25 protein-coding genes, 1 pseudogene and 1 riboswitch are annotated in these 24,302 nt (G+C 64.0%); of the genes and pseudogenes, 12 read left to right on the forward strand and 14 right to left on the reverse strand.

The features are described from left to right. Positions 1-17: 17 nt before the first annotated feature. From APH25_RS03050 to APH25_RS03085, 8 genes are all read right to left on the reverse strand, one after another. On the reverse strand, positions 18-980 hold the full coding sequence (locus APH25_RS03050) for a D-glycerate dehydrogenase (protein ID WP_060481024.1): 963 nt from the start codon (positions 978-980) through the stop codon (positions 18-20). Between the two features lie 9 nt (positions 981-989). Continuing rightward, complete coding sequence (locus APH25_RS03055) at positions 990-2,282, reverse strand: MFS transporter (RefSeq protein WP_060481025.1); 1,293 nt, start codon at positions 2,280-2,282, stop codon at positions 990-992. Between the two features lie 58 nt (positions 2,283-2,340). Beyond that, complete coding sequence (locus tag APH25_RS03060) at positions 2,341-3,291, reverse strand: sugar kinase (RefSeq protein WP_060481026.1); 951 nt, start codon at positions 3,289-3,291, stop codon at positions 2,341-2,343. Next, on the reverse strand, positions 3,284-4,072 hold the full coding sequence (locus APH25_RS03065; protein ID WP_060481027.1) for a sugar phosphate isomerase/epimerase: 789 nt from the start codon (positions 4,070-4,072) through the stop codon (positions 3,284-3,286). Before APH25_RS03065 ends, APH25_RS03060 begins: the two co-directional genes overlap by 8 nt. Positions 4,073-4,142: 70 nt before the next feature. Continuing rightward, the gene (locus APH25_RS03070; protein WP_060481028.1) at positions 4,143-5,162 is read right to left on the reverse strand and encodes a LacI family DNA-binding transcriptional regulator; all 1,020 of its coding nucleotides are present in this window, start codon (positions 5,160-5,162) and stop codon (positions 4,143-4,145) included. Between the two features lie 105 nt (positions 5,163-5,267). Beyond that, complete coding sequence (locus tag APH25_RS03075) at positions 5,268-6,569, reverse strand: cytochrome c (RefSeq protein ID WP_060481029.1); 1,302 nt, start codon at positions 6,567-6,569, stop codon at positions 5,268-5,270. Between the two features lie 12 nt (positions 6,570-6,581). Then, positions 6,582-8,366 carry a GMC family oxidoreductase gene (locus APH25_RS03080; protein WP_060481030.1) on the reverse strand — a complete coding sequence of 595 codons (1,785 nt, stop codon included), beginning with the start codon at positions 8,364-8,366 and terminating at the stop codon, positions 6,582-6,584. A 3-nt stretch (positions 8,367-8,369) separates the two neighbouring features. Further along, the gene (locus tag APH25_RS03085; protein ID WP_060481031.1) at positions 8,370-9,110 is read right to left on the reverse strand and encodes a gluconate 2-dehydrogenase subunit 3 family protein; all 741 of its coding nucleotides are present in this window, start codon (positions 9,108-9,110) and stop codon (positions 8,370-8,372) included. 160 nt (positions 9,111-9,270) lie between these two features. Here APH25_RS03085 and alkB point away from each other — a divergent pair, with 160 nt between their 5' ends. Together alkB and APH25_RS03095 are read left to right on the forward strand one after the other, a co-directional pair. Beyond that, positions 9,271-9,921, forward strand: coding sequence for a DNA oxidative demethylase AlkB (gene alkB / locus APH25_RS03090; RefSeq protein ID WP_060481032.1), 651 nt, complete (start codon positions 9,271-9,273; stop codon positions 9,919-9,921). A gap of 105 nt (positions 9,922-10,026) precedes the next feature. Then, positions 10,027-10,314, forward strand: coding sequence for a hypothetical protein (locus APH25_RS03095; protein WP_028633936.1), 288 nt, complete (start codon positions 10,027-10,029; stop codon positions 10,312-10,314). A 32-nt stretch (positions 10,315-10,346) separates the two neighbouring features. Here APH25_RS03095 and APH25_RS03100 read toward each other — a convergent pair whose 3' ends face one another. From APH25_RS03100 to APH25_RS03115, 4 genes are all read right to left on the reverse strand, one after another. Beyond that, entirely contained in the window at positions 10,347-10,607 is a 261-nt protein-coding gene (locus APH25_RS03100) for a DUF1652 domain-containing protein (protein WP_060481033.1), read from the reverse strand. A gap of 202 nt (positions 10,608-10,809) precedes the next feature. Then, the gene (locus tag APH25_RS03105) at positions 10,810-11,697 is read right to left on the reverse strand and encodes a pirin family protein (protein ID WP_060481146.1); all 888 of its coding nucleotides are present in this window, start codon (positions 11,695-11,697) and stop codon (positions 10,810-10,812) included. A gap of 83 nt (positions 11,698-11,780) precedes the next feature. Beyond that, on the reverse strand, positions 11,781-12,662 hold the full coding sequence (locus APH25_RS03110; RefSeq protein WP_060481034.1) for an alpha/beta fold hydrolase: 882 nt from the start codon (positions 12,660-12,662) through the stop codon (positions 11,781-11,783). A gap of 21 nt (positions 12,663-12,683) precedes the next feature. Further along, complete coding sequence (locus tag APH25_RS03115) at positions 12,684-13,304, reverse strand: LysE family translocator (protein WP_028633932.1); 621 nt, start codon at positions 13,302-13,304, stop codon at positions 12,684-12,686. A gap of 132 nt (positions 13,305-13,436) precedes the next feature. Here APH25_RS03115 and APH25_RS03120 point away from each other — a divergent pair, with 132 nt between their 5' ends. The 8 genes from APH25_RS03120 to APH25_RS03155 all read left to right on the forward strand — a co-directional run bounded on the left by APH25_RS03120 (position 13,437) and on the right by APH25_RS03155 (position 20,763). Continuing rightward, positions 13,437-13,928: a GNAT family N-acetyltransferase gene (locus APH25_RS03120; RefSeq protein ID WP_028633931.1), complete on the forward strand. Its 492-nt coding sequence runs from the start codon at positions 13,437-13,439 to the stop codon at positions 13,926-13,928. Positions 13,929-13,961: 33 nt separating this feature from the next. After that, positions 13,962-14,185, forward strand: a riboswitch (cobalamin riboswitch). Positions 14,186-14,274: 89 nt separating this feature from the next. Further along, positions 14,275-14,463 (forward strand): CbtB-domain containing protein, encoded by a 189-nt coding sequence (locus APH25_RS03125; RefSeq protein ID WP_028633930.1) that lies wholly within the window; start codon positions 14,275-14,277, stop codon positions 14,461-14,463. Between the two features lie 10 nt (positions 14,464-14,473). Next, positions 14,474-15,160 (forward strand): CbtA family protein, encoded by a 687-nt coding sequence (locus APH25_RS03130; protein ID WP_028633929.1) that lies wholly within the window; start codon positions 14,474-14,476, stop codon positions 15,158-15,160. Further along, positions 15,160-15,546: a cobalamin biosynthesis protein gene (locus APH25_RS03135; RefSeq protein ID WP_060481035.1), complete on the forward strand. Its 387-nt coding sequence runs from the start codon at positions 15,160-15,162 to the stop codon at positions 15,544-15,546. Before APH25_RS03130 ends, APH25_RS03135 begins: the two co-directional genes overlap by 1 nt. Positions 15,547-15,577: 31 nt before the next feature. After that, entirely contained in the window at positions 15,578-16,330 is a 753-nt protein-coding gene (gene cobM / locus APH25_RS03140; RefSeq protein ID WP_060481036.1) for a precorrin-4 C(11)-methyltransferase, read from the forward strand. Between the two features lie 66 nt (positions 16,331-16,396). Continuing rightward, positions 16,397-16,639 (forward strand): DUF1272 domain-containing protein, encoded by a 243-nt coding sequence (locus APH25_RS03145; protein WP_060481037.1) that lies wholly within the window; start codon positions 16,397-16,399, stop codon positions 16,637-16,639. A 217-nt stretch (positions 16,640-16,856) separates the two neighbouring features. Beyond that, entirely contained in the window at positions 16,857-17,471 is a 615-nt protein-coding gene (locus tag APH25_RS03150) for a response regulator transcription factor (RefSeq protein ID WP_028633925.1), read from the forward strand. 13 nt (positions 17,472-17,484) lie between these two features. Beyond that, a complete protein-coding gene (locus APH25_RS03155) occupies positions 17,485-20,763 on the forward strand; it encodes a transporter substrate-binding domain-containing protein (RefSeq protein ID WP_060481038.1) in 3,279 nt (1,092 codons plus the stop codon). Here APH25_RS03155 and APH25_RS03160 read toward each other — a convergent pair. Further along, positions 20,738-21,058 (reverse strand): annotated as a pseudogene (locus APH25_RS03160) (methyl-accepting chemotaxis protein); the annotation flags it as partial. The gene APH25_RS03155 and the pseudogene APH25_RS03160 overlap by 26 nt on opposite strands. Continuing rightward, a complete protein-coding gene (locus APH25_RS03165) occupies positions 21,058-22,077 on the reverse strand; it encodes a LacI family DNA-binding transcriptional regulator (RefSeq protein ID WP_060481040.1) in 1,020 nt (339 codons plus the stop codon). The pseudogene APH25_RS03160 and the gene APH25_RS03165, both read right to left, overlap by 1 nt. A gap of 206 nt (positions 22,078-22,283) precedes the next feature. Between APH25_RS03165 and APH25_RS03170 the strand changes: the two genes are divergently transcribed. Then, positions 22,284-22,823 (forward strand): gluconokinase, encoded by a 540-nt coding sequence (locus APH25_RS03170; RefSeq protein ID WP_060481041.1) that lies wholly within the window; start codon positions 22,284-22,286, stop codon positions 22,821-22,823. A 106-nt stretch (positions 22,824-22,929) separates the two neighbouring features. After that, positions 22,930-24,282 (forward strand): GntP family permease, encoded by a 1,353-nt coding sequence (locus tag APH25_RS03175; protein WP_060481042.1) that lies wholly within the window; start codon positions 22,930-22,932, stop codon positions 24,280-24,282. Positions 24,283-24,302 lie beyond the last annotated feature (20 nt).

Genomic DNA, 24,302 nt, shown 5'->3' on the forward strand with positions numbered 1-24,302 from the left:
CAGCCAGGGCCCGGGGCTCAGCCATTCACCAGGTTGGCTGGCCGTTCCCCCCGCAGCGCGCTGAGCAGGTTGTCTACCGCGCAGCGGGCCATGGCCTGGCGGGTTTCTTCGGTGGCCGAACCGATATGCGGTGTGGCCACGACCTTGTCCAGTTTCAGCAACGGCGAGTCGGCCGCCAATGGCTCGTGCACGAACACATCCAGGCCGGCGCCGCGCAAACGTCCGGCCTGCAACGCCTCGGCCAATGCTGCTTCGTCCACCACGCGCCCCCGGGAGATGTTCACCAGAATGGCCTCAGGCTTCATCAGGGCCAGCTCCCGCGCACCGATCAGCCCTTCGGTACTGGCACTCAGCGGCACGGTGAGGCACACGAAGTCGGCCTCGGCCAGCAGCGCGTCCAGGTCGCGCCGGTGGGCGTTGTATCGCGCCTGTACCTCAGGCTTGGGCCGCTGGCTGTGATACACCACCCGCATACCGAAACCCGCCGCTGCGCGCCGGGCCAGGGCCTCGCCAATACGCCCCATGCCCACGATACCCAGCGTCTTGCCGTGCACGTCGCAGCCGAAATGCGCGGGCCCCAGGCTGGCCTGCCAGTGGCCCTCGCGCACCCAGTTGGCCAGCTCCACCACGCGCCTGGCTGTCGCCAGGATCAGCGCAAAGCCCGTGTCTGCGGTGGTTTCGGTGAGTACGTCCGGGGTGTTGGTGAGCATTACCCCACGCCGGTCGAGGTCGGCGATATCGTAGTTGTCCACCCCTACCGACACGCTGGCAATCACCTCAAGGTCGGGCGCGAGGTCCAGCAGGCTGGCATCCAGGCGCAGGCTTGCGCCCAGCAGCCCATGCGCGCCCGGCAATGCCTCGCGCAGCCTGGCCAGCCCATCGGGCTGGGCCAAGTCTACGAAGGTCACCTCCACGTGCTGCTCAAGGCGCGCGAGCAAGTCTGGTGAAAGGCGTTTGTACAGCACGATGCGCTTGTTCATGATCGCTTCCTAATGGTTCATCGCCAGCCGCGGGCGCTGACGCTTGGCCCGGCCGGAGGTGGTTGAATTGTTGAGGGCCGCGGTGAGTGCCACGGCGCACAGCAGTGCACCGCACATGAACAGGTACGAAGCGCCCGGGCTGCCTGTGGCGCCGTTCAGGTAACCCACCAGCCAGGAGCCGCCGAACGACCCCAGCGCCCCCATGCTGTTGATCAGGGCCATGGCGCCCCCGGCCACGTTGGCCGGCAGGATTTCCGGCACAATGGCGAAGAACGGGCCGTAAGGTGCGTACATGCAGGCACCCGCCACCACCAGCAACCCATACGACAACCAGAAGTGCTCGCTGCCCAGGGCATACGAGCCATAGAAGGCAATGGCGGCGATCAGCAGCGGTGGCCACACAAAGCACTTGCGTTTCTGCAGGCGGTCCGATGCCCACGACACACCCACCATGGCCACTACTGCTGCCAGGTAAGGCACCGAGGCCAGCCAGCCGGCTTCGACGATATCCACGTTGGCAGCCTGCTTTAGGATGGAGGGCAGCCACAGCACGAAGCCGTACACGCCAATGCTCCAGCAGAAGTACTGCAGCGACAGGATGATCACTTGCCGCGACCGGAACGCCTCACGGTAGTTCTTCACCGGCGGTATGCCCTGCTGCTCGGCAGCCAGTGCGTGCTGCAGGTCGCGCTTCTCGGTATCGCTCAGCCAGGTGACCTGGGCCGGCCGATCGTCCACCAGGTGCCACCAGCAGAACGCCCAGATCACCGCCGGCAGCCCTTCGATGATGAACATCCAGCGCCAGTCGAAATGCTTGATGAGGTACCCCGAAACCACCGACATCCACAGGATGGTCACCGGGTTGCCCAGCATCAGGAACGTGTTGGCCCGTGAGCGCTCGGCACGGGTGAACCAGTGGCACAGGTACACCAGCATCGCCGGCATCACGGCCGCCTCGACCACGCCCAGCAGAAAACGGATGCCGATCAGCATGTAGACGTTGCTGACCATGCCCGTGAGCGTGGCGAGCCCGCCCCAGAGAATCAGGCAGACAAAGATCAGCTTCTTGACGCTACGCTTCTCGGCGTAGATGGCCCCAGGCACCTGGAAAAAGAAGTACCCGAGAAAGAACAGTGCCCCCAGCAGCGACGACAGCACGGGGGTGATGCGCAGGTCTTCGGCCATACCGGAGGCCGCTGCGAAGCCGTAGTTGGCGCGGTCCAGATAGGCAAGGCTATAGGTGAAGAACACGATGGGGATGATGTACCACCAACGGCGTGGGGCCAGGCTTTTGCTGTTCATGGGGTGGTTCTCCTGAGCTTGTTGTTTTTGTCGCGACAGGTGATTGGTTGGAGCAACTTCAGGGCTGGGGCAGCCGTTCGTAGGCCTCCAGTTCGTGGCGTCGGGGCAGGCCCTCCATATCGCCCCGCGACTGCACGGCGCGGCTGCCGCACCAGTTGCCACGGGCAACCGCCTGGCCGATGTCACGCCCTTCGAGCAGCGCGCTGAGCACGCCAACGGCAAATGCATCACCCGCACCCACGGTGTCCACAACCTGGGGCGCGCGCACGGCGGCGACCTGGCCTTCGCTGTTGGCACTGCGGAAATAGGCGCCCGCGTCCCCCAGCTTGATCACCACCAGCTCGACGCCAAGGTCCAGGTAGAAGCCGGCGATGTCGGCCGGGGTCTGCTGGCCGGTGAGCAAGCGGCCCTCCTCAAGGCCCGGCAGCACCCAGTCGGCCTTTTCTGCCAGTGCATTGGTCTGCTGCACCATAGTGCGCAGGTCCGGCCACAGCGAAGGGCGCAGGTTAGGGTCGAAGGAGACGCTGCGCCCGGCACTGCGCATGGCATCCACCAAGGTGTGCGACAGGCTGCGGCAGCCTTCGGACAGGGCCAGCGGAATACCGGTAGCGTGCAGATGCCGGGCCTGCAGCCAGCCCGGCTGCAGCAGGCCCGGGGTCATGTGACTGGCCGCCGAGCCCCGGCGGAAGTACTCCACCGCGGGGTCACTTCCATCGTCGCAGCGGCCCTTGAGCTGAAAGCCGGTGGGGTGAGCCGGGTCTATCTGTACGTCCGAGCAGTCCAGGCCTTCGCCGCGCAGGTTGTCCAGCACAAAACGGCCCAACGAGTCGTCCCCTACCCGGCTCACCCATCGTACGCTGAAGCCCAGGCGTGCCAAGCCAATGGCCACGTTGCTGTCGGCCCCGGCAATACGCTTGTTGAACAGGCTGACACTGGCGAGGTTGCCTAGTTGCTCGGCCACGAACATGGCCATGGTTTCACCAAAGCACAGCACATCGTGTTTAAGCATGGCTCACCTCCTCGGCCGGTGCGCCCAGCCCCAGTACGGCCAGGTGGCGCACCTGATCGCGGGTCACCTGCAGCAGGTCATCGCCCACCAGTGGGTACTCCACGGCACGCACCACACCGGGGCTGAACTGCGCCAGCAGCCGGTCCCAGGCCTGCAGGTCGGCCACTTGCGGTGGTGCCGCTGCCAAACGGCCGTCGGCAAGCTGCCGAACAGCTTTGCAGTGCACGTACTGCACCCAGCGGCCCAGCTGGCTGGCAGCCTGTTCCACGGCTTCGCCCTGCCACTGCCAGTTACCGATGTCGAAGGTCATGCCCACCCCGAGCCCCGCTTCATCCGCCCGTTGGAAGAACGCCAGCAGCGCTGCGATGCGGCCACCTTGAGACGTCTGGTCGTTTTCTACCAGCAACCTTGGCCCCTGGGCTGGCACCAGCTCACGCAAGGCCGTCAGGTCGCAGCCCGTGTGGTAGTGCCCCAGGGAGACCTTGACCGCTGCTGCACCCAGTTCGTGCGCAATGTGCAGTTTCTGGGTCACCCGTATATCGGGCTGGCCGTCTGGCGCCCACAGCTCCAGCGGCGTGGAATACACACAGTCCAGGCCGGCCCCGGCGATGACGGCGCCCAGGGCAAGTGGGTCTGGCACGCAGGAGAACAGCTCCTCGCGCAACTCCACCCGTCGGGCGCCGGCCCGTGCCAGCAGGTCGATGAATTGCTCCTGGCCACGCTGGCGAACATAGTCCGCGCCGTAGCTGGAGAGGCTGATTGAAACGGGGATCGGGTGCATTGTTATTGTCCTTGTGAAACCGGTTTCATTTTTTGCCAGCAGCATTCGCCGAAGTGGCGGCTGCCGGTGGTTAGCGTGGGGAGGTCGAGCCTCGTATCAGCAAAGAGGCTTTGAAGTCGATGCGCCTGGCCCTGCCGCTGTCGCCCCGCAGCCGGCCCAGCAGGCTGTCGAAAGCCGCCATGCCGATGCGTTCGGTGGGCTGGGCCAAGGCTGTGATGCCGCTGCCGACCAGGGGGTACCAGTCGAGGTCGTCCAGAGCGATAAGGCCAACGTCTGCAAACAGGTCACGGCCTGCTGCACGCAAGCTGCGAGTAACCTCCAGGGTGGCGACGCCGTTGCAGGTGAAGATGGCCTGCGGGCCATGGCCGCTCTGCGCAAGGAATGCTGCGAGGCCCGCATCGAGGCCAGGGCCTGTGTGCAGGACCTGCTGGCGCATGCCTGGACGTTGACCGACACAGGTGCCGACGGCCCGAACCCGCTCCGCCCGCGAACTGGTGCCGTCCAGCGGCTCGGTGACGGCCAGGATGTCCCGGTAGCCGCGGGCATGCAGGTGCTCGATGGCCTGCTCCACGGCGTCGAGGTTGTCCAGGCCAACCAGGTCGACCTTCAGCTCGGGCAGTTGTCGGTCCACCAGCACCATGGGCATGTCCCGCATGAGGTTGAGCAACTCGCCAGGCTGATGGCCGAGGGTGTTCACGATCAGCCCCTCGACGTTGTACGACTGCAACGCCCGCAGATGATGGCGCTCCTGTTCGTCGTCACGGTTGGTGTTGCACACCACCAGGCTGTAGCCGTGCTGGCGGCAGGCGGTTTCAACGCCATGCATCACCGCCACTGAATACGGGTTGAGGATGTCGGCAACCAGCATGCCGATCAACCGCGTCTGGCCCCGCTTCAGGCCACGGGCCATCTGGTTGGGCCGGTAGCCCAGCTGTTCGATGACCTGGGCCAGCCGCGCGGCGGTGGCGTCGGCCAGCAACTGCCGGTCGCCGCCGATATAACGCGACACGGTTGCCTTGGATACCCCGGCAACACGGGCGACTTCGCTGATGGTGACCCGTTCGCGGGCATGGGCAGGCGCGTCGGTCATGGCAGTTCCTGATCATTATTGTTAGGGCGATGAAACCGGTTTCAATACACCAAAAACCGGCTCGTTCGTCAATCTGCCATCTGTCGGGTCGCGCCTGGCCCGGGCCTAGTGGTCCGTCACCTGCCCCAGGTCATCGCCTGATGTCTGGCGCATGTCGCTGGTGCGCAGGTCAGCTACATCGCCGGGCTTGACGGTTCCTGCATGGTTGCCCCAACTGGTGCGGATGAAGTTGACCACGGCTGCCACCTGCTGGTCATTCAGCCGCCAGGCGTAGGCTGGCATGGTGAAACTGGAGGGTGCCGTTTGGGTTGCCGGCAGCGTGCCGCCCTTGAGCACCAGGTGAATCAGCGAGGTGGCATCGGCGGTTTGCACCACAGGGTTGCCGGCCAGTGCCGGGAACACGCGGGTGTAGCCCTTGCCGTCGGTGCGGTGGCAAGCCGCGCAGTTGTCGATGTACACCGCAGCACCTGCCTTGCTGTCATCGCCCTGCCATAAGGCATCGGCCACCTTGCGGTCGTATTGATGCGGTTTGTCGTTTGGGTTGCTAGGCGGCAAGGTTTTCAGGTAACGGGCAATGGCGGTCAGGTCGGCATCGGTCATGTACTGCATGCTGTGCTCAACCACGTCACTCATGCCACCGAATACCGCGCTGTTGTCACTGCGGCCGGTCTTGAGAAACTGCACCAACTGGGCCTCGCTCCAGCTGCCCAGGCCATCCTTGTGGTCACCGCGCAGGTTCTTGGCAATCCAGCCCTCCAGCGGCGCGCTGCCGGCCAGAAACGCTTCACCTTCCTGTGGGTTCAGGGCTTTCTCCTGCATGGTCAGTGCCCGTGGGGTGTGGCACGCGCCGCAGTGGCCCAGGCCTTCGACCAGATACGCCCCGCGGTCGATGACCGGGTCACTGGCCTGGGCAGCCTGCCAGGGCTTGGCATCTGGTGCGAACAGGCCACGCCAGATCGCCAGCGGCCAACGCATGCTCAGCGGCCAGGGGATGTCGCTGTCCCTGTTGGGCTCGGCCACCGGCTGCACGCTGTGCTGGAAATAGGCATACAGCGCCTGCATGTCGGCTTCGGTGAGGCGCGCGTAGGACGGGTACGGCATGGCCGGGTAAAGCGTGCTGCCGTCCTTGGCGATGCCGCGGCGCAACGCTTGGTCGAAGTCCTCGAAGCTGTAGCTGCCGATGCCTTCGGGCGACGGCGTGATGTTGGTGGAGTAGATTGTGCCGATGGGGGTTTCCATAGGCAGCCCGCCCGCAAATGGCTTGCCGCCCTTGGCCGTGTGGCAGGCCACGCAGTCGCCCGCGCGGGCCAGGTATTCACCTTGCTGCACCTGTTGCGGGTCGGGCTGCGCCGCTTGCGCGCAGAGCCCGGTGCCCATCAGCAAAGTCGCGATCAACATTCTGTTCATGTTCATCGCTCCTTAAACCGCCACCAGCGGGCCGGGGTTCTTCAGGTACTGCTCCCGAATGGCCCGGGCAGACCAGTACGTCAGCGCGGCCACCAACCCGGTCGGGTTGTAGCCAAGGCCTTGAGGGAACGCAGAGGCGCCCGGCACGAATACGTTGTGTACATCCCAGCATTGCAGGTAGCGGTTCAGTGCACTGGTGGCAGGGTCGGTCCCCATGATCGCACCACCGTTCAGGTGGGTGGTCTGGTAGCTGGCGGTGTTGAAATGTTCTTTCACCTGCTTGCCCAGCACGGCGATGGATTTAGGGTTCATTGCCTGGGCGATCTTGCTCAGCTTGTCGACCATGAACTGGTTCATGCGAATGTCGTTGTCCTGCCAGTCGAAGGTCATGCGCAACAGCGGCAAGCCGTAGGCATCGCGGTAGGTGGGGTCCAGGTCCAGGTAATTACCCCGGTAGGACTGATGTGCGCCATGGGCGTCCATCGACAGTTGATGGGTGTAGTAGTCGGCGGTGGCCTTCTTCCAGGCACTGCCCCAGGCAGGAGTACCCGGGGGGTTGGCGACACCGGCAATCGGCCGCGAGCCTGCCTGGTTCACCCACATGGGTGAGCCGCCGACAAAGCCATGGGGGCCATGGTCGAAGTTGTCGGCATTGAAGTCGTCGATGGCAACGCCGTTGCCACCTGCACCGATGAAGTTGTTGGTGTGCACGTCCTTGTCGAAAAAGGCTTTCACCGTGCCCATGTTCTGGTAAGCAAAGTTGCGCCCGACCACACCTTCGTTCTTCACAGGGTCGTAAGGCTTGCCGATCCCGGACAGCAGCATCAGGCGCACGTTGTTGAACTGGAACGCGGCCAGGATCACCAGGTCGGCCGGCTGCTCCAGTTCACGGCCCTGGGCGTCGATGTAGGTCACGCCGGTTGCGCGTTGCTTGCTGTCGTCAAGGTTCACCCGCAGCACGTGGGCATTGGCCCGCAGCTCGAAGTTAGGCACTTGGCGCAATGCCGGCAGAATGTTCACGTTGGGTGAGGCCTTGGAATACATGTAGCACACGTAACCGCTGCAGAAACCGCAGAAGTTGCACGGTCCCATCTGCGCCCCATAGGGGTTGGTGTAAGGGCCCGAGGTATTGGCCGACGGCAGGTTGTAGGGGTGATAGCCCAGGGCCGAGGTGGCCTGCTCGAACAGCTGGGCGGATACCACGTTCTTCTGCGACACCAGCGGGAATGGGTTGGAGCGGTCCGGGGCGTATGGGTTGCCCCCCTTGCCCCGCCCTACCACTTCGCCCTTCACGGTCCAGGCTTGACCGGAGGTGCCGAAGACCTTCTCGGCAAAATCAAAATACGGCTCCAGTTCTTCATAGGTAACGCCGAAGTCCTGGATAGTCATATCCTGGGGGATGAACGACTTGCCATAGCGCTCTTCGTAATGGCTGCGCATGCGCAACTCGATCGGGTCTACACGAAAGTGCACACCGGACCAATGCAGACCCGCACCGCCTACCCCTTTGCCCGGCAGGAAAGCGCCCAGTTGCCGGTACGGCAAGGCTACATCGTTGACCGTGTGGCGTATGGTGACCGTTTCCTTGGACAGGTCCAGGAACAGTTTCTTGCGCACGCTGTAGGTGAGCTCGTCGATCACCTGGGGGTAACTGCCGTCTGGGTAGGTGTCCTGCATGGGGCCGCGCTCCAGGGCAACCACCTGCAACCCTGCCTCGGTCAGTTCCTTGGCCATGATGGCGCCGGTCCAGCCAAACCCGACGATCACCGCATCCACTTTCTTCAACGTGTTTGCCATGGTTCAGGCCCTCTCCCCACGAATGGACACCGGTGGGAACGGGTAGCGCTCGTTGCGCTCGGCCCAATCCATGAAATCAGCGCGGGCACCGGGGAAGCCGATCTGCTTCCAGCCGACCATGCCTTTGTTACCGCCATGCACGGGGTCGCAGAAAAAACCCTCTCGGGTGTTTTGCAACAGCAGGCTGAAGAAGGCCTTGGCAGGTACGTCCTGCAACACCAATTCGCCCGCCTCCAGTGCGGCGAGCACACGGTCCTGCTGGGCGGCGCTTTGTTCATGGAACGGCTTGTTGCCCTGGGCCTTGCACCAGCCCAGCACACCGGCGATGCCTAACCTGTAGATCTGCTGCGGGTTGAGCTGCAACTGGTAACCCAGCTCGGGTGCGGCGTCTGCATTGAAGGGGCCTTGCATGTACCACAAGGCACCGCTGGCGTAGGGAGTGCCCATCTGCCGGTCGATATACTCGGCGGCACCGGCTTCCAGGGCGCCGGCGCCCAACGCGTCAGCCGGGATCAGGCGGCTCACCGCGGCTTGGAGGAAAGCGTATTCGTCCACGGTGAAAAATGCCGGCTGGTACTGGGCGGCGTCGGTTTTTTCTGGCACGTTGGGGCTGCGTGCTGGCTCGGCTATCACCGCGCTGGCGCCCAGGCCCAGGCCGGTACTGGCGACCGTTACCACAGGTATCAGGGTCAAGGTCTTGCGCAGGAAGTCCCTGCGGGGGTTGTCCGGTACGTGCTCAGACATTTCTAATCCTCATCATCGGTAAGCGGCCTCGGCCGGGGCCAATGATCAAGACCGCTCACTGACGAACGGCGTTCAGAAACATTTTGAGTTTAATGTCGCATTGACACCAATAGGTTTGCATGGACCGCGATATTGACTCCGCGGAGAGACTTGACCACTGATGATTCAGTCCGACCTTGACCTGTTCGGCCCACAGCCGCATCGCCTGGCCAGCCATACAGTGCTGTTGCCAGGCTTCGCCCTCCCCGACCTGGAGGCGATGCTGGACGCCCTGCGCCCGGTGCTGCGGGCTGCGCCGTTCCGGCACATGCGCACCCCCGGCGGCCTGCACATGGCGGTGGCGCTGACCAACTGTGGTGAGCTGGGCTGGGTCAGTGATGCCCACGGCTACCGCTACAGCCCCACCGACCCCGTCAGTGGCCAGCCATGGCCGGCGTTGCCCGATGTGCTCACTGCGTTTGCCTCGCGCAGCGCGGCTGTCGCCGGCTTCGACGGGTTCGTTCCAGACGCATGCCTGGTCAACCACTACCAGCCAGGCACCCGCCTCACCCTCCACCAGGACCGCGACGAGTGCGATTTCGATCAGCCTATCGTGTCGGTTTCCCTGGGGCTTCCGGCCGTGTTTCTATTCGGGGGGCAACAACGGGCTGACAAGACCCAGCGCATCCCGCTCAGCCATGGTGATGTACTGGTTTGGGGCGGCGAAGACCGTCTACGCTTCCACGGTGTGCTGCCGATCAAGCCCGGGGTTCACCCGCGCATGGGCGAGCGCCGGATCAACCTGACCTTCCGCAAGGCGGGTTGTGGATAGTGCATTAGCCGAACATGTGCCACCAGGCACCATCGTCAGCTCACTGGAGACTGTCATGACCCAGCATCACGCCGTCCCGCCAATTTCCACCAGAGGCACACGACCATGAAGATGCCAGGCCGCGCCCCCAATGCATCGGTGCAACTGGATTACGTGCGTGACACGCTGTTCGGCCCCGTAGCACTGAGTGTTGAGTGCCAATGCCAGCTGGCACCGCTGAGCCTCCAAGGGCGGCCTGCGCTGCGCATGCACATCTGCCCGCCGCTGCCAGACAAGGTCGACAGGGCGCACAGCGTTGCATTCATGCTGGACGGGCGCAGCTACCACGGCGTAGTGCGCGACAAAGGCAAATGCGGAGACGGCGGCCTGAACCTGCTGCTGGAACTGCGCTAGCGGCTAAAGCGCATTACATAACCCGGGCGTGATCAGGCAATCGCCTTCGCCCGCGCAGGGCTTTTGCAGCGCAGCGCATGCAACTGCCCAACCAGGTTCACCAGGTCGCGGCAGCTGTTGAGGCTGTGCAGCGGTACACCGCTCAGGCTTACACCGCGCTCGAAGTTCTGGCCTTGCGCAAGGCGGATGGTTAGGTTGTTACCGTCAGCGCAGCTGATTTCACAACGATCAGGCAGGCAGGCATGCTCGATCATCTGCCGCATTTCCAGCATCGAAACGCCTATCAACGACATGGTACGACCCTCTCTGGCGATGGCCTGTTAAATGTAATTACGCCTGTATCAGGCTGAGCGCCAATTGATAATGAGCATCTTTGGCCATACGTCGATGCGCTGCAGTGATGAGCATGCAGGGGTTCATCTAGCACCTTAACTGAAGAACCCCTGGGGTGAGGTTAGGTTCGGGCAGAATCACCACCCTGCGACGAGCGGTGCATCAATGCGAGGCGCCACCGCGATCGCCCTGCATCTGCCCGAATTTGCCGGCCTGGAAAGCCTCGAAAGACTCGATGATTTCGGCCTGGCTGTTCATCACGAACGGGCCGTAACCCACAATCGGCTCGTCGATCGGCTCGCCACTGAGCAGCAGAACGCTTGCAGTTCCTGCTGCTTCAAGCTGCAGATCCTGCCCTGCCGGGTCAAACAGCACCAGGCTCGAAGGCCCCGCCTGTTGCGCCCCGTTGATGGTGACCGTGCCCTGCAGCACCACCAGCGCTGCATTGCGGCCAGCGGCGACGGGTAGCGTGACGCTCGCCCCTGCCTGTAGGCGCATGTCCCATACATCCATCGGCGTGAACGTGCGTGCAGGGCCCAGAGCGCCCTGGTAGCTGCCGGCGATCACGCGCAGGCTCCCGGATTCGCCGCCCAGCGGCACCACCGGAATATCCTGCGCCAGCAGGGTCTGGTAGCCCGCTGCCGCGCGCTTGTCACGGGCCGGCAGGTTTACCCACAGCTGCACCATCTCCAGCGTTCCACCCGTTTGCGCAAACCGCGGCGAATGAAACTCTTCATGGATGATGCCGTCGGCGGCCGTCATCCACTGCACATCACCGGGGCCGATGAAGCCGCCAGCCCCTGTCGAGTCGCGGTGCTCAAGCTCGCCCTGGTACACGATGGTCACCGTCTCGAAGCCACGATGGGGGTGCTCACCCACCCCGCGCCGGGCCTGGGTGGGTGAGAAGGTGTGAGGGCCGGCATAGTCCAGTAGCAAAAACGGGCTTATACGGCTGGCCAGGTTGTCGTAGGTGAACAGGCTGCGCACCGGGAAACCATCACCCACCCAGTGGGGTTGGGGGCTGCGGTGGATACCGAGAATCGTTTTCATGGGGAGGTCCTCATTGGCTGAGAACACCTTAGCAATGGTGCCTATGGCTGAGTAGCCTGCCGCCATGGCATGCATCGTCCCACTTATGGGACAGTGCCGAGCAAAAAACCTGTCGCCAGGTCAGCAGCATGGCCTGGGTCTTCCTGCATGAAGCAATGCCCGCCCGCCACTTGCCGAGCACTCACGTGCCTGTTGAGGCTTGCCAGCCGGTTTGCCGAGACCGGCACGAAGGGGTAGGTATGTTCCCCGTACAGAATGAGGGTGGGGACGGCAATGCGTAACAAGCTTGGCCACAAGCGCCGGGGGAATGAGCTGAAGATCTCTACCTCGCGGCTGGGCCGGCACTTGAGCACCACGCCCTTCTCGCATTCGCCCAAGGCATGGTCGATGTAGGCTTGCAGCGCCGCATCGTGCCAACCCTTGAAAATACCCCGCCCCTGCAGCGAAGCGTGCGCCGAAGGCCGGTCCAGCCAGAAGCTGCGCCGCCGCGCGGCCTGGCGTGCCATGGGGTGTTGACGGTGCAGGCCAACCACCCTTGCTGCACCCAATACAGCCAACATGCGCTTGCTGAACAGCACCGGGTCCAGTAATACGGCGCGCTGGAACAGCTGGGGCTCAGCCGCCAGCATCAGGCTGGTAAGCACGCCGCCAAAACTGTGCCCGAGGGCCACGCGGGGTACTTCGCCATACTCGCCCCGCCCGCCTTCGAAGGCCTCGACGGCCAGCGCAGCGGTACGGTTCCAACCGCGAAACACGCCACCGTGGTCGCTGTCGCCATGCCCTTGCGCGTCACTGAGCCACAAGTCGAAATGGCCGGCCAGGCGCGCCAGCATGGGTTGGTAAGCCAGGCTGCAAAAGCCATTGCCGTGCAGAAAATGCAACAGCGGTCGCCCACTGGCTTCTGTGCGCCAGCCACGCAGGGTGAAGCCCTCGTCGCATTGATGGGACCATGGAATCAGCTGCATCGCGGCGCGCTACCTGTAGTGCTAGTGAAATGCCGATTCTACAAACAGCAATGGGTACAGCGAAATCACCAGCAGCAGGGCCATCAGGACATTGAACAGCATCAGCCAGCGCGGGTTCTGCAACACGCTGCGCAACGCGCTGCCAAACATCACCCAGATGCCGACGCTGGGCAAATTCACCAACGCAAACAGCGCCGCGATCACTACCACGTTGGTGACGTAGCCTTGAGCGGGTGTGTACGTGGTAATCGCCCCCACCGCCATCACCCAGGCTTTGGGGTTGACCCACTGGAAAGCAGCCGCCGGCCAGAAGCCTATTGGCTTCCTCCCATTGTTGGCCGCTGCGCCCACAGGCCCGGCGTTGGCAATCTTCCAGGCCAGGTAAAGCAGGTAGGCCGCCCCCGCGTAGCGCAGCACGGTATACAGGGACGGCCACGCCTTGAACACTTCCCCCAGGCCAAGCCCCACCGCCAGCACCATCGCCATGAAACCGATGCTTACGCCCATGGCATGCGGGATCGTGCGGCGCACGCCGAAGTTCACCCCGGAGGCCAGCAACATGGTGTTGTTGGGCCCCGGGGTGATGGACGAAACGAAGGCGAACAGGATAAAAGCAGCGAGCAGGTCGACAGAGGCAAACATGGCCAGGCATTCCAGTAGGTGCGGTATGCCGTCACACTACCGGAGTCCGCCACCCGAGCGACCGGTACAGTTACCTTTAATTAATGAGATACACCTCACTGTATTGCCAATCTCGAAACAGGGGTATTCACCATGAGCGTGGTTATTCGCCCGGCGGTGCGCACCGATGCGCAGCAAATTTTGACCTTCATCACCGAACTGGCGGCGTACGAGCGTGCCCGGCACGAAGTGCTGGCCACCCTGCAGGACATTGAACGCAGCCTGTTCGATGAGCACAGCACCGTGCAGTGCCTGATCGGCGAACGTGACGGCCGGGCCATTGGCTTTGCCGTGTATTTCCAAAGCTATTCCACCTGGCTGGGGCGCAGCGGCATTTACCTCGAAGACCTTTACATCACCCCGGATCAGCGCGGGGACGGTGCCGGCAAGCAGATGCTCAGGTACATCGCCCGGGAGGCCGTGGCCCATGGCTGGGGCCGCCTGGAATGGAGCGTGCTGGACTGGAACGAGCCAGCCATCAAGTTTTATGAGTCGCTGGGCGCGCAGCCGCAGGATGAGTGGGTGCGCTACCGCCTGGAAGGGGAGCAACTGCAAGCGTTTGCCCGTGACGGCTTGCCGGTTTGACAGGCAATTGACGGCTGGCCCACCTCGTGCTTTTCTAGTGCCCTGCGCCAAGGTGCCCCTATGGGGGTGAAACGGGAAACCGGTGCGTCACAGGCCTGCAACAGGGCCTTGACCAAGCCGGTGCTGCCCCCGCAACGGTAAGCGAGCGAAGCGTCTGTACCACTGTGCCATCACCGTTGGCATGGGAAGGTGACGTTTTCAAGGAGCCAACCTCCTCCTCGCCAGCCCGGAGACCGGCCTTGCGCCTATGAACACCCCGCGGTGGGCGGGCGCTGTCGCATACCCCTGGGCGCCGCCCGGGGCTGCCGCGCTTGCCCGTTGCCCACAAAAAGCAGAGGAACGCGTCATGCCCGTCACCAGCGCCAACACCCCAAGTATCACCACCCCCGTCACACTCAGCCAGCGCATTGCTGTTGCGGTAGGCGCCAGCCTGCTGGGGCTGTGCCTGGTCTACTTTGCCGGCTTTTCGCATATCGAAGCTGTACACAACGCTGCCCACGACACGCGCCACAGCGCCGCCTTCCCCTGCCACTGAGTAACCGCCAATGATCACGCGTATCGCCCGTACCGCGGGTTTCAGCGGGTTGCTTGCGGCCCTGTTGCTCACCCTGCTGCAAAGCTTCTGGGTCAGCCCCCTCATCTTGCAGGCCGAAACCTACGAAACCGCCGCCCCCGCCGAACAGCACGCCCATGGCGAGGGCGCAGCGGCGCACGAACACAGTGCTGAGGCCTGGTCGCCGGAAGATGGCTGGCAGCGAGTATTGTCCACCACCGGTGGCAACCTGGTGGTCGCAGTGGGCTTCGCCCTTATCCTCGCTGCCCTCTACAGCCTGCGGGAGCCCAAGCGTGTTGGCACCGGTGCGCTTTGGGGCCTGGCCGGCTTCGCGGTGTTTTGCCTAGCACCCACGCTAGGCCTGCCGCCAGAACTGCCGGGCACCGCTGCAGCGGACCTGGGCCAGCGCCAAGCCTGGTGGGTTGGCGCCGCCAGCGCAACAGCCCTGGGCCTGGCATTGGTAGTGTTCGCCCACCACTGGCTGCTGAAGGTGCTTGGTGTGGTGCTACTGGCAGTGCCCCACCTGATTGGCGCACCGCAACCCGAAGTGCACGAGAGCCTGGCGCCCGAGGCGCTGGAAGCTCAGTTCAAACTGGCCTCGTGGCTGACCAACGCTGCGTTCTGGCTGGCGTTGGGCCTGCTCACCGCGTGGCTGTACCGCCGCCACAGCCAGGCCTGATGCCGGCAGTGTACGCGGGGTTTGGCTGCCGGCGGGGGTGCCCGGTGGGCGTTTTGCAGGCGCTTCTGCTCGCCGGCCTGGCCGAACGGGGCCTCGCCTTGAGTGACCTGCGCGGCATCGCCAGCATCGCACTCAAGGCTGGCGAACCCGGCCTGCTTCAGCTAGCCGAGCGCCTCGGCCTGCCACTGGCGCTGTACCCTGCGGTGCAGCTGCAGGCCTACGAGCCGCTGCTCAGCCATCGCTCTGCCGCTGCGTATACCCACAGCGGTTGCTGGGGCGTCGCGGAAAGCACGGCCTTGGCGCTGGCCTGCCAGGCGGCAGGGCACGCCGAGCTACTGCTGCCGCGCCGGGTCATGGGCCCGGCAACACTGGCCATCGCAGGCTAGTCTGTTCATCTCTTTACATCCAAGGACTTTCATGACGGTTTACTTCATCGGCGCCGGCCCCGGCGACCCGGAACTGATCACAGTCAAGGGCCAGCGGCTGATCCGCCAATGCCCCGTGATCATCTACGCCGGTTCCCTGGTGCCTGCCGCCGTGCTGGAAGGCCACCAGGCCGAAACCGTGATCAACAGCGCTGCGCTGAACCTGGAGCAGATCATCGCGGCCATGCAGGCAGCCCACGCCCTGGGCCAGGACGTGGCCCGGGTGCACAGCGGTGATCCAAGCCTGTATGGCGCCATCGGCGAGCAGATCCGTCATCTGCAGGCGCTGGGCATCGACTATCAGATCATCCCCGGCGTAACCGCCACCGCGGCCAGCGCCGCGCTGCTGGGGTGTGAACTGACCCTGCCAGAAGTCGCCCAGAGCGTCATCCTGACACGCTTTGGCGAAAACTCCCCGATGCCGGCCGGGGAACGGCTGGAAGACCTGGCCCGCCACGGCACCACGCTGGCCATTCACCTTGGGGTCAAGCACCTGGCGCGTATCGTCGAGCTGCTGCTGCCGCACTATGGGCCACAGTGCCCTATAGCGGTTGTGCACCGTGCTACCTGGCCCGACCAAGACTGGGTACGTGGCACGCTGGCGGACATCGTCGCAGGCGTCGCGGCCAAGGGCTTCCGCCGGACTGCGCTGATTCTGGTCGGCCACGTGCTGGGAGAAACGCCGTTCGCTGAATCCGCCCTGTATCGCGCCGGGCACGCACACCTGTATCGGCCAGCGGGGTGAGTGTTGCAAGGCACTGCAATCCGGTAGCAGACTGACCAACCCCTTTCTGTTACCGGACCCTCCCCCATGCTGGATTTGCGCCCCAACTGTGAATGCTGCGACGTCGACCTGCCCGGTGACAGCACTGACGCGTTTATCTGCTCGTTCGAGTGCACGTTCTGCCGCAGCTGCGCCGAAGGCCGCCTGCAACACCGCTGCCCCAACTGCGGCGGGCAATTGCTCAGCCGCCCTGCCAGGGTGGGCCAGGCATTGGCGAAGAACCCGGCCTCCACACTGCGCGTCAATAAACATCACCCGGCTTCCGCCTGAGACCGGCAGGTAGGCTCCGGCGCCTGCCTGGGCGCGCGCCGCCGCCTCGTTTTGTAGGATTTTTCGACAGCACGGCCAAGGTTTATCAACACTTCTATACTCGGCATTACCAAACTTCCGTAATGGTCGTATCTTGCTGCGCTTCTGATTGACTCACTTGCAGAAGTATTCCTGGGTGCTCCAGGAAATGCACCACACCCTCACAGGAGTTTTCCTAATGACTACCGTGCTGATCGTCGACGATCACCCCATCGTCAGGCTATCCCTGCGCATGCTCCTTGAGCGTGAACGCTTCCACGTCATCGGCGAAGTCGGTAATGGCAGCGAAGTTGCGCAGGTAGCCCGTGAACTGAAGCCTGACGTGGTCATCCTCGACATCGGCTTGCCCGGCCTGGATGGCATGGAGGTGATCAAGCGCCTGCAGGCCATCGAGCCGGTGCCCAAGATCATGGTCCTGACAGGCCAGGCCACCGATCTGTATGTTCGGCGCTGCCTGGATGCCGGCATTGGTGCCTTCGTGACCAAGGAAGAAGACCACGACGCCCTGCTGTTCGCCCTCAAGGCGCTGGTGAAGGGCTATTCAACATTCCCGCAGATGTCGGTCAACAGCAACTCGCTGGAAAGCGAGCCGGTACGCCTGGCCAGCCTGTCGAACCGCGAAATGGAAGTGCTGCGGCGCCTGGCCCGTGGCGAGAGCAACAAGAACATCGGCAGTTGCATGAACCTCAGCGCCAAGACCATAAGCACCTACCGGGGCCGCATCATGGAAAAACTCAAGACCGAGTCGCTGGTTGAAATGGTCGACTTGGCCAAACGCAACAGCGTTTACTGAGCGGCGGGCGGCCATGAAACGACTGCTGGCTGGCGCTCTGCTGCTGCTCGCCCTGTCCGGCCCTGGCTGGCTGCTGGCCGCCAGCGAACCCCGCCAGCTGCTGGCCCGCTCGGTGAGCGTCACGCCACCCATGACGCTTACCCACGAAGAACGCCAGTGGCTGCAGCAGCGCAAGCGTATCGTGCTGGGTAGCTCAAGGCCCGACTACCCGCCGTTCGAGATCAACGTCAGCCCCCACGACTATGAGGGCATCAGCGCAGACTACGCCGGCATCATCGCCGAGCAGTTGGGGACGCCTATCGAGGTGCTGCGCTTCGACAGCCGCCACGAAGCCATCGCTGCGCTGCACGACGGGCGAATCGACCTGCTGGGCAGCTCGAACGGCTTTGAGGCCGCCGATGCGCAGCTCAGCCTGAGCGCACCTTACGCCGACGACTTGCCCGTGGTGGTCACCCGCGAAGGCCGCAACCTCAAGGACACGCCCGACCTGGCTGGCCTGCGCCTGGCCATGGTGGACCATTACCTGCCGGCCAACCGAGTGCGCGCACTGTACCCCAGTGCGCAGCTAAGCCTGTATCGCTCTACCCAGGCCGGGCTGGCTGCCGTGGAGCTGGGTGAGGCGGATGCTTACCTGGGCGACGCCATCAGCACTGACTTTCTCATCGGCAAGACCTTTCAAGGCACTTTGAAGATTGACCACTTTTCCCAGGTGATTCCCGAGGCGTTTTCCTTTGCCATCGCCCGCGACACCCCCCACCTACGGCAGTTGGTAGACAGAGCCCTGGCGCGCATTGGCGAGAGCGAGCGCCTGAACATCCTGCGGCGCTGGAGCAGCGGCAACACCAGCCTGCTGCTGCAGCGCCACCTCAGCGCCCTGTCTGCCGAAGAGGAAGCCTGGATCATCGCCCACCCCGTTGTGGATGTGTTGATCAACCCGGCGCTGGCCCCCCTCACGTTCAACGACGCCGAACAACGCCCCACCGGCATCACCCTGGAGCTGCTCAAGCAGATCGGCCTGCGCACCGGCTTGCAGTTCAACCCCGTCGAGGGCGCATCGGCGCAGGATATGGTCGAACGGCTGGCACGCGGTGAGGCGCAGATGATCGGGGCCTTGGGCTATGGCGCGCAGCGATCCCGGCAATTGCGTTACACCCGGCCCTACCTGGTCAGCCCGCGGGTGTTGATCACCCGCTCTGATGACGCCTCCTCGTCGCGGGTCAAGGACCTTGGCCAACAGCGCATCGCCCTGGTGCGGGGCTCACCCCAGCGGGACATGCTGCAACGCCGCTACCCCCACGCCACGCTGATCGAGCTGGACAGCCCCCTCGACCTCATGGAAGCACTGATCAAAGGTGCTGCGGACGTGGCACTCAGTAGCCACATCAATGCGGCCTATTACATCAGCCACGTGTTCAAGAACCGCCTGAAGATTGCCAGCGTCCTGGACGAAGACCCGGCCATTGCTGCGTTCGCAGTCGCGCCGGATCAGCCGCGGTTGCAGGCTATTCTCGACAAGGCATTGCTGAGTATCCCGCCCGAGGAACTTGAGCGGTTGATCAACCGTTGGCGTACCAGCACGCTGGTCAGTGACAGCCCATGGCGCAACTACCGGGACCTGGCGCTTCAAGTGCTGGTACTGGCTGCCCTGCTGCTGGCCGGGGTGGTGTTCTGGAACAGCTACCTGCGCAAGCTGATCAACCAGCGCACCGAGGCACAGCACGCCTTGCAGGCCCAGTTGGCCCTGAGCCGCGGGCTATTGGAGCAGCTGCGGCACGCCAAGGAAGAAGCCGAACAGGCCAGCCAGACCAAAAGCACGTTCCTGGCGACCATGAGCCACGAAATCCGCACGCCAATGAATGCTGTCATCGGCTTGCTGGAGCTGGCCTTGGAAGACAGCCGAGACGGGCGTTGCGATACCCAGACCCTGCAAACTGCCCACGACTCGGCCCTGGGCCTGCTGGCGCTGATCGGCGATATTCTGGACATCTCGCGCATCGAGTCGGGGCACATCAGCCTGCAGCCGGTGCCGACCGACCTGGTCGAGCTGGTACAGGCCACGCTGAGGGTGTTCGAAGGCAACGCCAGGGCCAAGGGGCTGCACTTGCACGGTGCCCTGCCGGCCCTGCCGGTGTGGGTCTCGGCAGACCCGCTGCGCCTCAAGCAGGTGCTGTCGAACCTGCTCAGCAATGCCATCAAGTTCACCGAGCGCGGCGAGGTTCAGGCCAGCCTGGTGCTGGCGGGCTCAGCCCCAGAAGGCCAGGTGCAGGTCGAATTGTGCGTACGCGATTCAGGGATCGGCATCAGCCCTGCCGACCAGGCCCGCCTGTTCAACGCCTTTGTCCAAGCCGACGGGCCACGTGCCCGGCAGGGTGCAGGCCTGGGGCTGGTGATCAGCCGGGCACTGGCAGAACTGATGGGTGGCACGCTGGCCCTGCACAGCGTCGAGGGCGTTGGTACCAAGGTGCAAGTCAGCCTGGCCTTGCCCGCGTGCGCTGCGCCGACAGCAACGGAGCCGCCGCACACAGCGCCGCAAAACAGCGGCGCTCCCCTGGACATACTGGTAGCCGACGACTACCCCGCCAACCTGCTGTTGCTCGAAAGGCAACTGCGCACGCTGGGCCACCGCGTCTCCCTGGCGCAAAACGGTGAAGCGGCGCTGGAGCGCTGGCAGGCAGCACACTTCGACCTGGTGATCACCGATTGCAGCATGCCGGTGATGGATGGCCATGAACTCACCCGGCGCATCCGCGCCATGGAGCATGAGCGCGGGCTGCCACCCTGCCGTATCGTGGGTGTAACCGCCAACGCACAGGCCGAGGAACGGGCGCGCTGCCTGGCCAGCGGTATGGATGACTGCCTGTTCAAACCCATCGGGCTGCGTACCTTGAAAGCCCACCTTCCCCAGGCCGACGCCGTGGTCATGGCCACCCCTGCGACCACCCCCGGCAACAGTTTCAACCTCGCAGAACTGCACCACCTGACCCGCAATGACGCCCAGCTGACCCGTCATCTGCTCGAGCAACTGTCCCAGAGCGTAGCCGAGGACCTAGCCACGTTGCGCGGTTTGGCGCCCGACGCCGCCGACGACTCGCTGCGGGCCTTGGTTCACCGGATAAAAGGTGGCGCCAAGATGATCCGCGTGCGCACCGTGGTGGCTCGCTGCGAAGCGGTGGAGCAGGCTGTGGCCAACGGGCAGCCCACACGCGAGCAGCAACAACTGCTGCAAGCCAGCCTGCAGACCCTGCTGGATGAACTGGGCAGCGCGCTCAGTGCAACTGCAATGTCGAGGTGATCTCGTCGATGGCATCCACCACGTGACGTGAGCCTTGCTGAATCTCCATGATCACCGTGCCCGCCTCGTTGGCCAGGGCAACGCCATGGCCGGTGCGTTCAAGGCTCGACTGCATGCTGGACACTGCGATACCTGACAGTTCACGGTTCTGCCTCACCACATCGACAATTTCCAGGGTGGCCTGGCTGGTCCTGGCCGCCAGGTTGCGTACCTCGTCGGCCACCACGGCGAAGCCGCGCCCATGCTCACCGGCGCGCGCCGCTTCAATGGCAGCATTCAAGGCCAGCAGGTTGGTCAGGTGCTTTCGCGCACCATCAGCTCGAAGCCCAGGTCCTGCTGGCCCGGCGCTACCGCTTTGCCATCAAGCAGCGCCAGCAAGACCTGGGCAGCGCTCCGACCAACGGCAGCTCTAGGGGTACGGATGGACGTGAGCCTGGGCACCATATGCGCCGACGCCGGCAGGTCATTGAAGCCGACCATGGCCACCCGCTGGGGCACCTGCACGCCCTGGCGCAGCGCCTGCAGCACCGCGCCCTGCGCCAGGTCGTCGTTGCAGAAGAAGATACCGTCGACATCCGGCGCCTGCTCCAGCAACTGGCTGAACAGCTCGCCGCCCAGCGCGATGGAGGACGGCTCAGGCGTCAGCACCTCCCGTTCGGCTACGTGAAGGCCGGCTTCAGCCAGGGCCTGGCGAAAGCCCTCGGCGCGCTGCATCACCCTTGGGTCCAACTGGGCTGCTATGAAGCCAAGCCGGGTGCGGCCACGCTCAATGAGGTGGCGCGCTGCCGCCCGGCCAGCCTGTTGCTGCGAGAAACCGACGAAAAATGCCTCTGACGTTTCGTCGAGTTCCATCATGTGCACGCAAGGTACCCCACTGGCCGCCAGCATCTGGCGGGCAGGCTCGCTGCGCTCGAAGCCTGTAAGCAACATGCCGCACGGCTGGTAGGCCAGGTAGTTGCGGATCAGGTTTTCTTCTTCGGCCAGGTCGTAGTGGTAGTTGCCGATCAGCACCTCGAGCCCACGCGGGCGCATGACCTCGTGGATGGCCTCCAGGGTGTCGATGAACAGTTGGTTGGACAACGACGGGATCAGCACCACAACCGACTGGCTGCGTGCCGACGCCAAAGCACGGGCAGCCGGGTTTGCCACGTAACCCAGGCTGGCGGCGGCGGCGGCCACCTTGGCCGCCAACTCCGGCGCCACGGTACTGACCCCACGCAGGGCACGGGATGCGGTAATCGGGGAAACCCCGGAAAGCCTGGCCACTTCTGCCAGGGTAGGACGGCCGGTGGTGCGGGAGCCAATGCGGGACATGATGTTGTAATTTTACTACTTGCAAGGAGTGGGAACGGCCTCTAAGGTAGCGCTGTCCCAGGAAGCAGGCAACGTGTCTTTGGCCATCGCGCCGCACGCGCTTGCAGATGGGCGTCCATACTGCGTTTGCACAAGACCAATAACACCGGGGAGGTGGCGTTTCGTCCTCGACGAGACAGCGCTATCTCACCCCGCAGGAGGTACTGATGAACTCTTCCCTGCCCGCCATTGTGGTAATGGGAGTGGCCGGCTGCGGCAAAAGCAGCATTGGCGCTGCTATCGCTGCCAGAAGCGGCGGCCGCCTGATCGAGGGCGACGCCTTCCACCCCGCCGACAATATTCGCAAGATGAGCGCCGGCATTGCGCTGGATGACGACGACCGCGCCGGCTGGTTGGTCCGCCTGGGCCAGGAACTGCAAGCCAGCGCCCAAGCAGGCGAGCGGCCTATCCTGACCTGCTCTGCGCTCAAACAGCGCTACCGCGACACCTTGCGCGCAGCCATGCCGGGCCTGGTGTTCGTGTTTCTGGAGCTGTCCCCCGCCCAAGCGGAACAACGGGTACTGGCGCGCCCCGGGCACTTCATGCCCGCCAGCCTGATCGACAGCCAGTTCGCGGCGCTTGAGCCGCCCCACGGTGAGCCACGCACGCTGGCACTGGACGCCACCCAACCCATCGCCGCCCTGGCCGACGCCGTAGACACCTGGCTAAAGCGCTGCGGTGATCAGGTATTGGCGCAAAGCGCCTGACGCGGCGTTTGCCTGATCACCAGAGACAGCGCTACCCCACCCTCGCCATAGGGTCGATTCAACAACAGCATTGCCAAAACAACGATAAGACCGAGGCCTTCACATCATGTTCGGACTGGCTACTGATACCTTCCTGCTGCTCGACGCGCTGGTCACCATCGTCGGGCTGATCCTGCTCATCACCCACTTCAAGGTTCACCCCTTCGTTGCCCTTACCTTGGCCGCAGGCTTTCTGGGCCTGACCTCCGGCATGCCGGTAGCCAAGGTCATGAAGTCGTTCCAGGACGGCTTCGGCGGCGTATTGGGTTTCGTCGGCATTGTGCTGGCGCTGGGCACCATGCTCGGCAAGCTGATGGCCGACTCCGGGGGGGCTGACCAGATCGCCCAGACCCTCATCCGCGCCTTCGGCAAGAAGAACGTGCATTGGGCCATGATGTTCGCCGCCTTCCTGGTGGGCATCCCGCTGTTTTTCGAAATCGGCTTCGTGCTGCTGATACCGCTGGTTTTCATCGTGGCGCGTCGCTCCGGGGTCTCGCTGATCAAGATCGGCATCCCGTTGCTGGCCGGCCTGTCCGTGGTGCACGGCCTGGTCCCGCCCCACCCGGGCCCGCTGCTGGCCATCGGCATCTTCCATGCGGACATCGGCAAGACCATCTTCTACGGCCTGATCGTAGCGCTGCCGACCGCCATCATCGCCGGGCCGCTGTTCGGCAACTTCATCTCCCGCTACATCCCGGGCCAGCCATCCCAGGAGCTGATGGACCAGATTGCCAAGGAATCCGACCAAGGCAACCTGCCCAGCTTCAGCGTGACCCTGATCACCGTGTTGCTGCCGGTGGTACTGATGCTGCTCAAGACCTTCGCCGACGTGGTACTGCCCGCCGAGCATATCGTGCGCCAGTGGATGGACCTGATCGGCCACCCCATCACCGCGCTGCTGGCCGCACTGCTGCTGGCTTTCTACACCTTCGGCTCGGCCCGCGGTTTCAACCGCCAGCAGATCATGAAGATGCTCGACCACAGCCTGGCGCCCACCGCAGCCATTGTGCTGATCGTGGGTGCCGGGGGGGGCTTCAAGCAGATGCTGGTGGATACCGGCGTGGGCAACGTGATCGGGCAGATGGCTGTGCAGGCCGAGATTTCCCCGATTCTACTGGCCTGGCTGGTAGCGGCGGTGATCCGTATCGCCACCGGCTCCGCCACGGTGGCAACCATCACCGGGGCCGGCATCGTCGCGCCGGTGATCGACCTGGTACCCGGGGTGAACCGTGAGCTGCTGGTGTTGGCCACGGGCGCGGGCTCGCTGATCCTGTCACATGTGAACGATGCGGGCTTCTGGCTGGTGAAGCAGTACTTCAACATGACCGTCGCAGAGACCTTCAAGACCTGGAGCATGATGGAGACCATTCTGTCGGTCGTCGGCATCATCTTCATCATGCTGCTGTCGCTGTTGGTGTGACCGTTGATCGGGGTAATGGC

The organism is Pseudomonas sp. NBRC 111119 (genome assembly GCF_001320125.1).
Lineage (GTDB): Bacteria > Pseudomonadota > Gammaproteobacteria > Pseudomonadales > Pseudomonadaceae > Aquipseudomonas > Aquipseudomonas parafulva.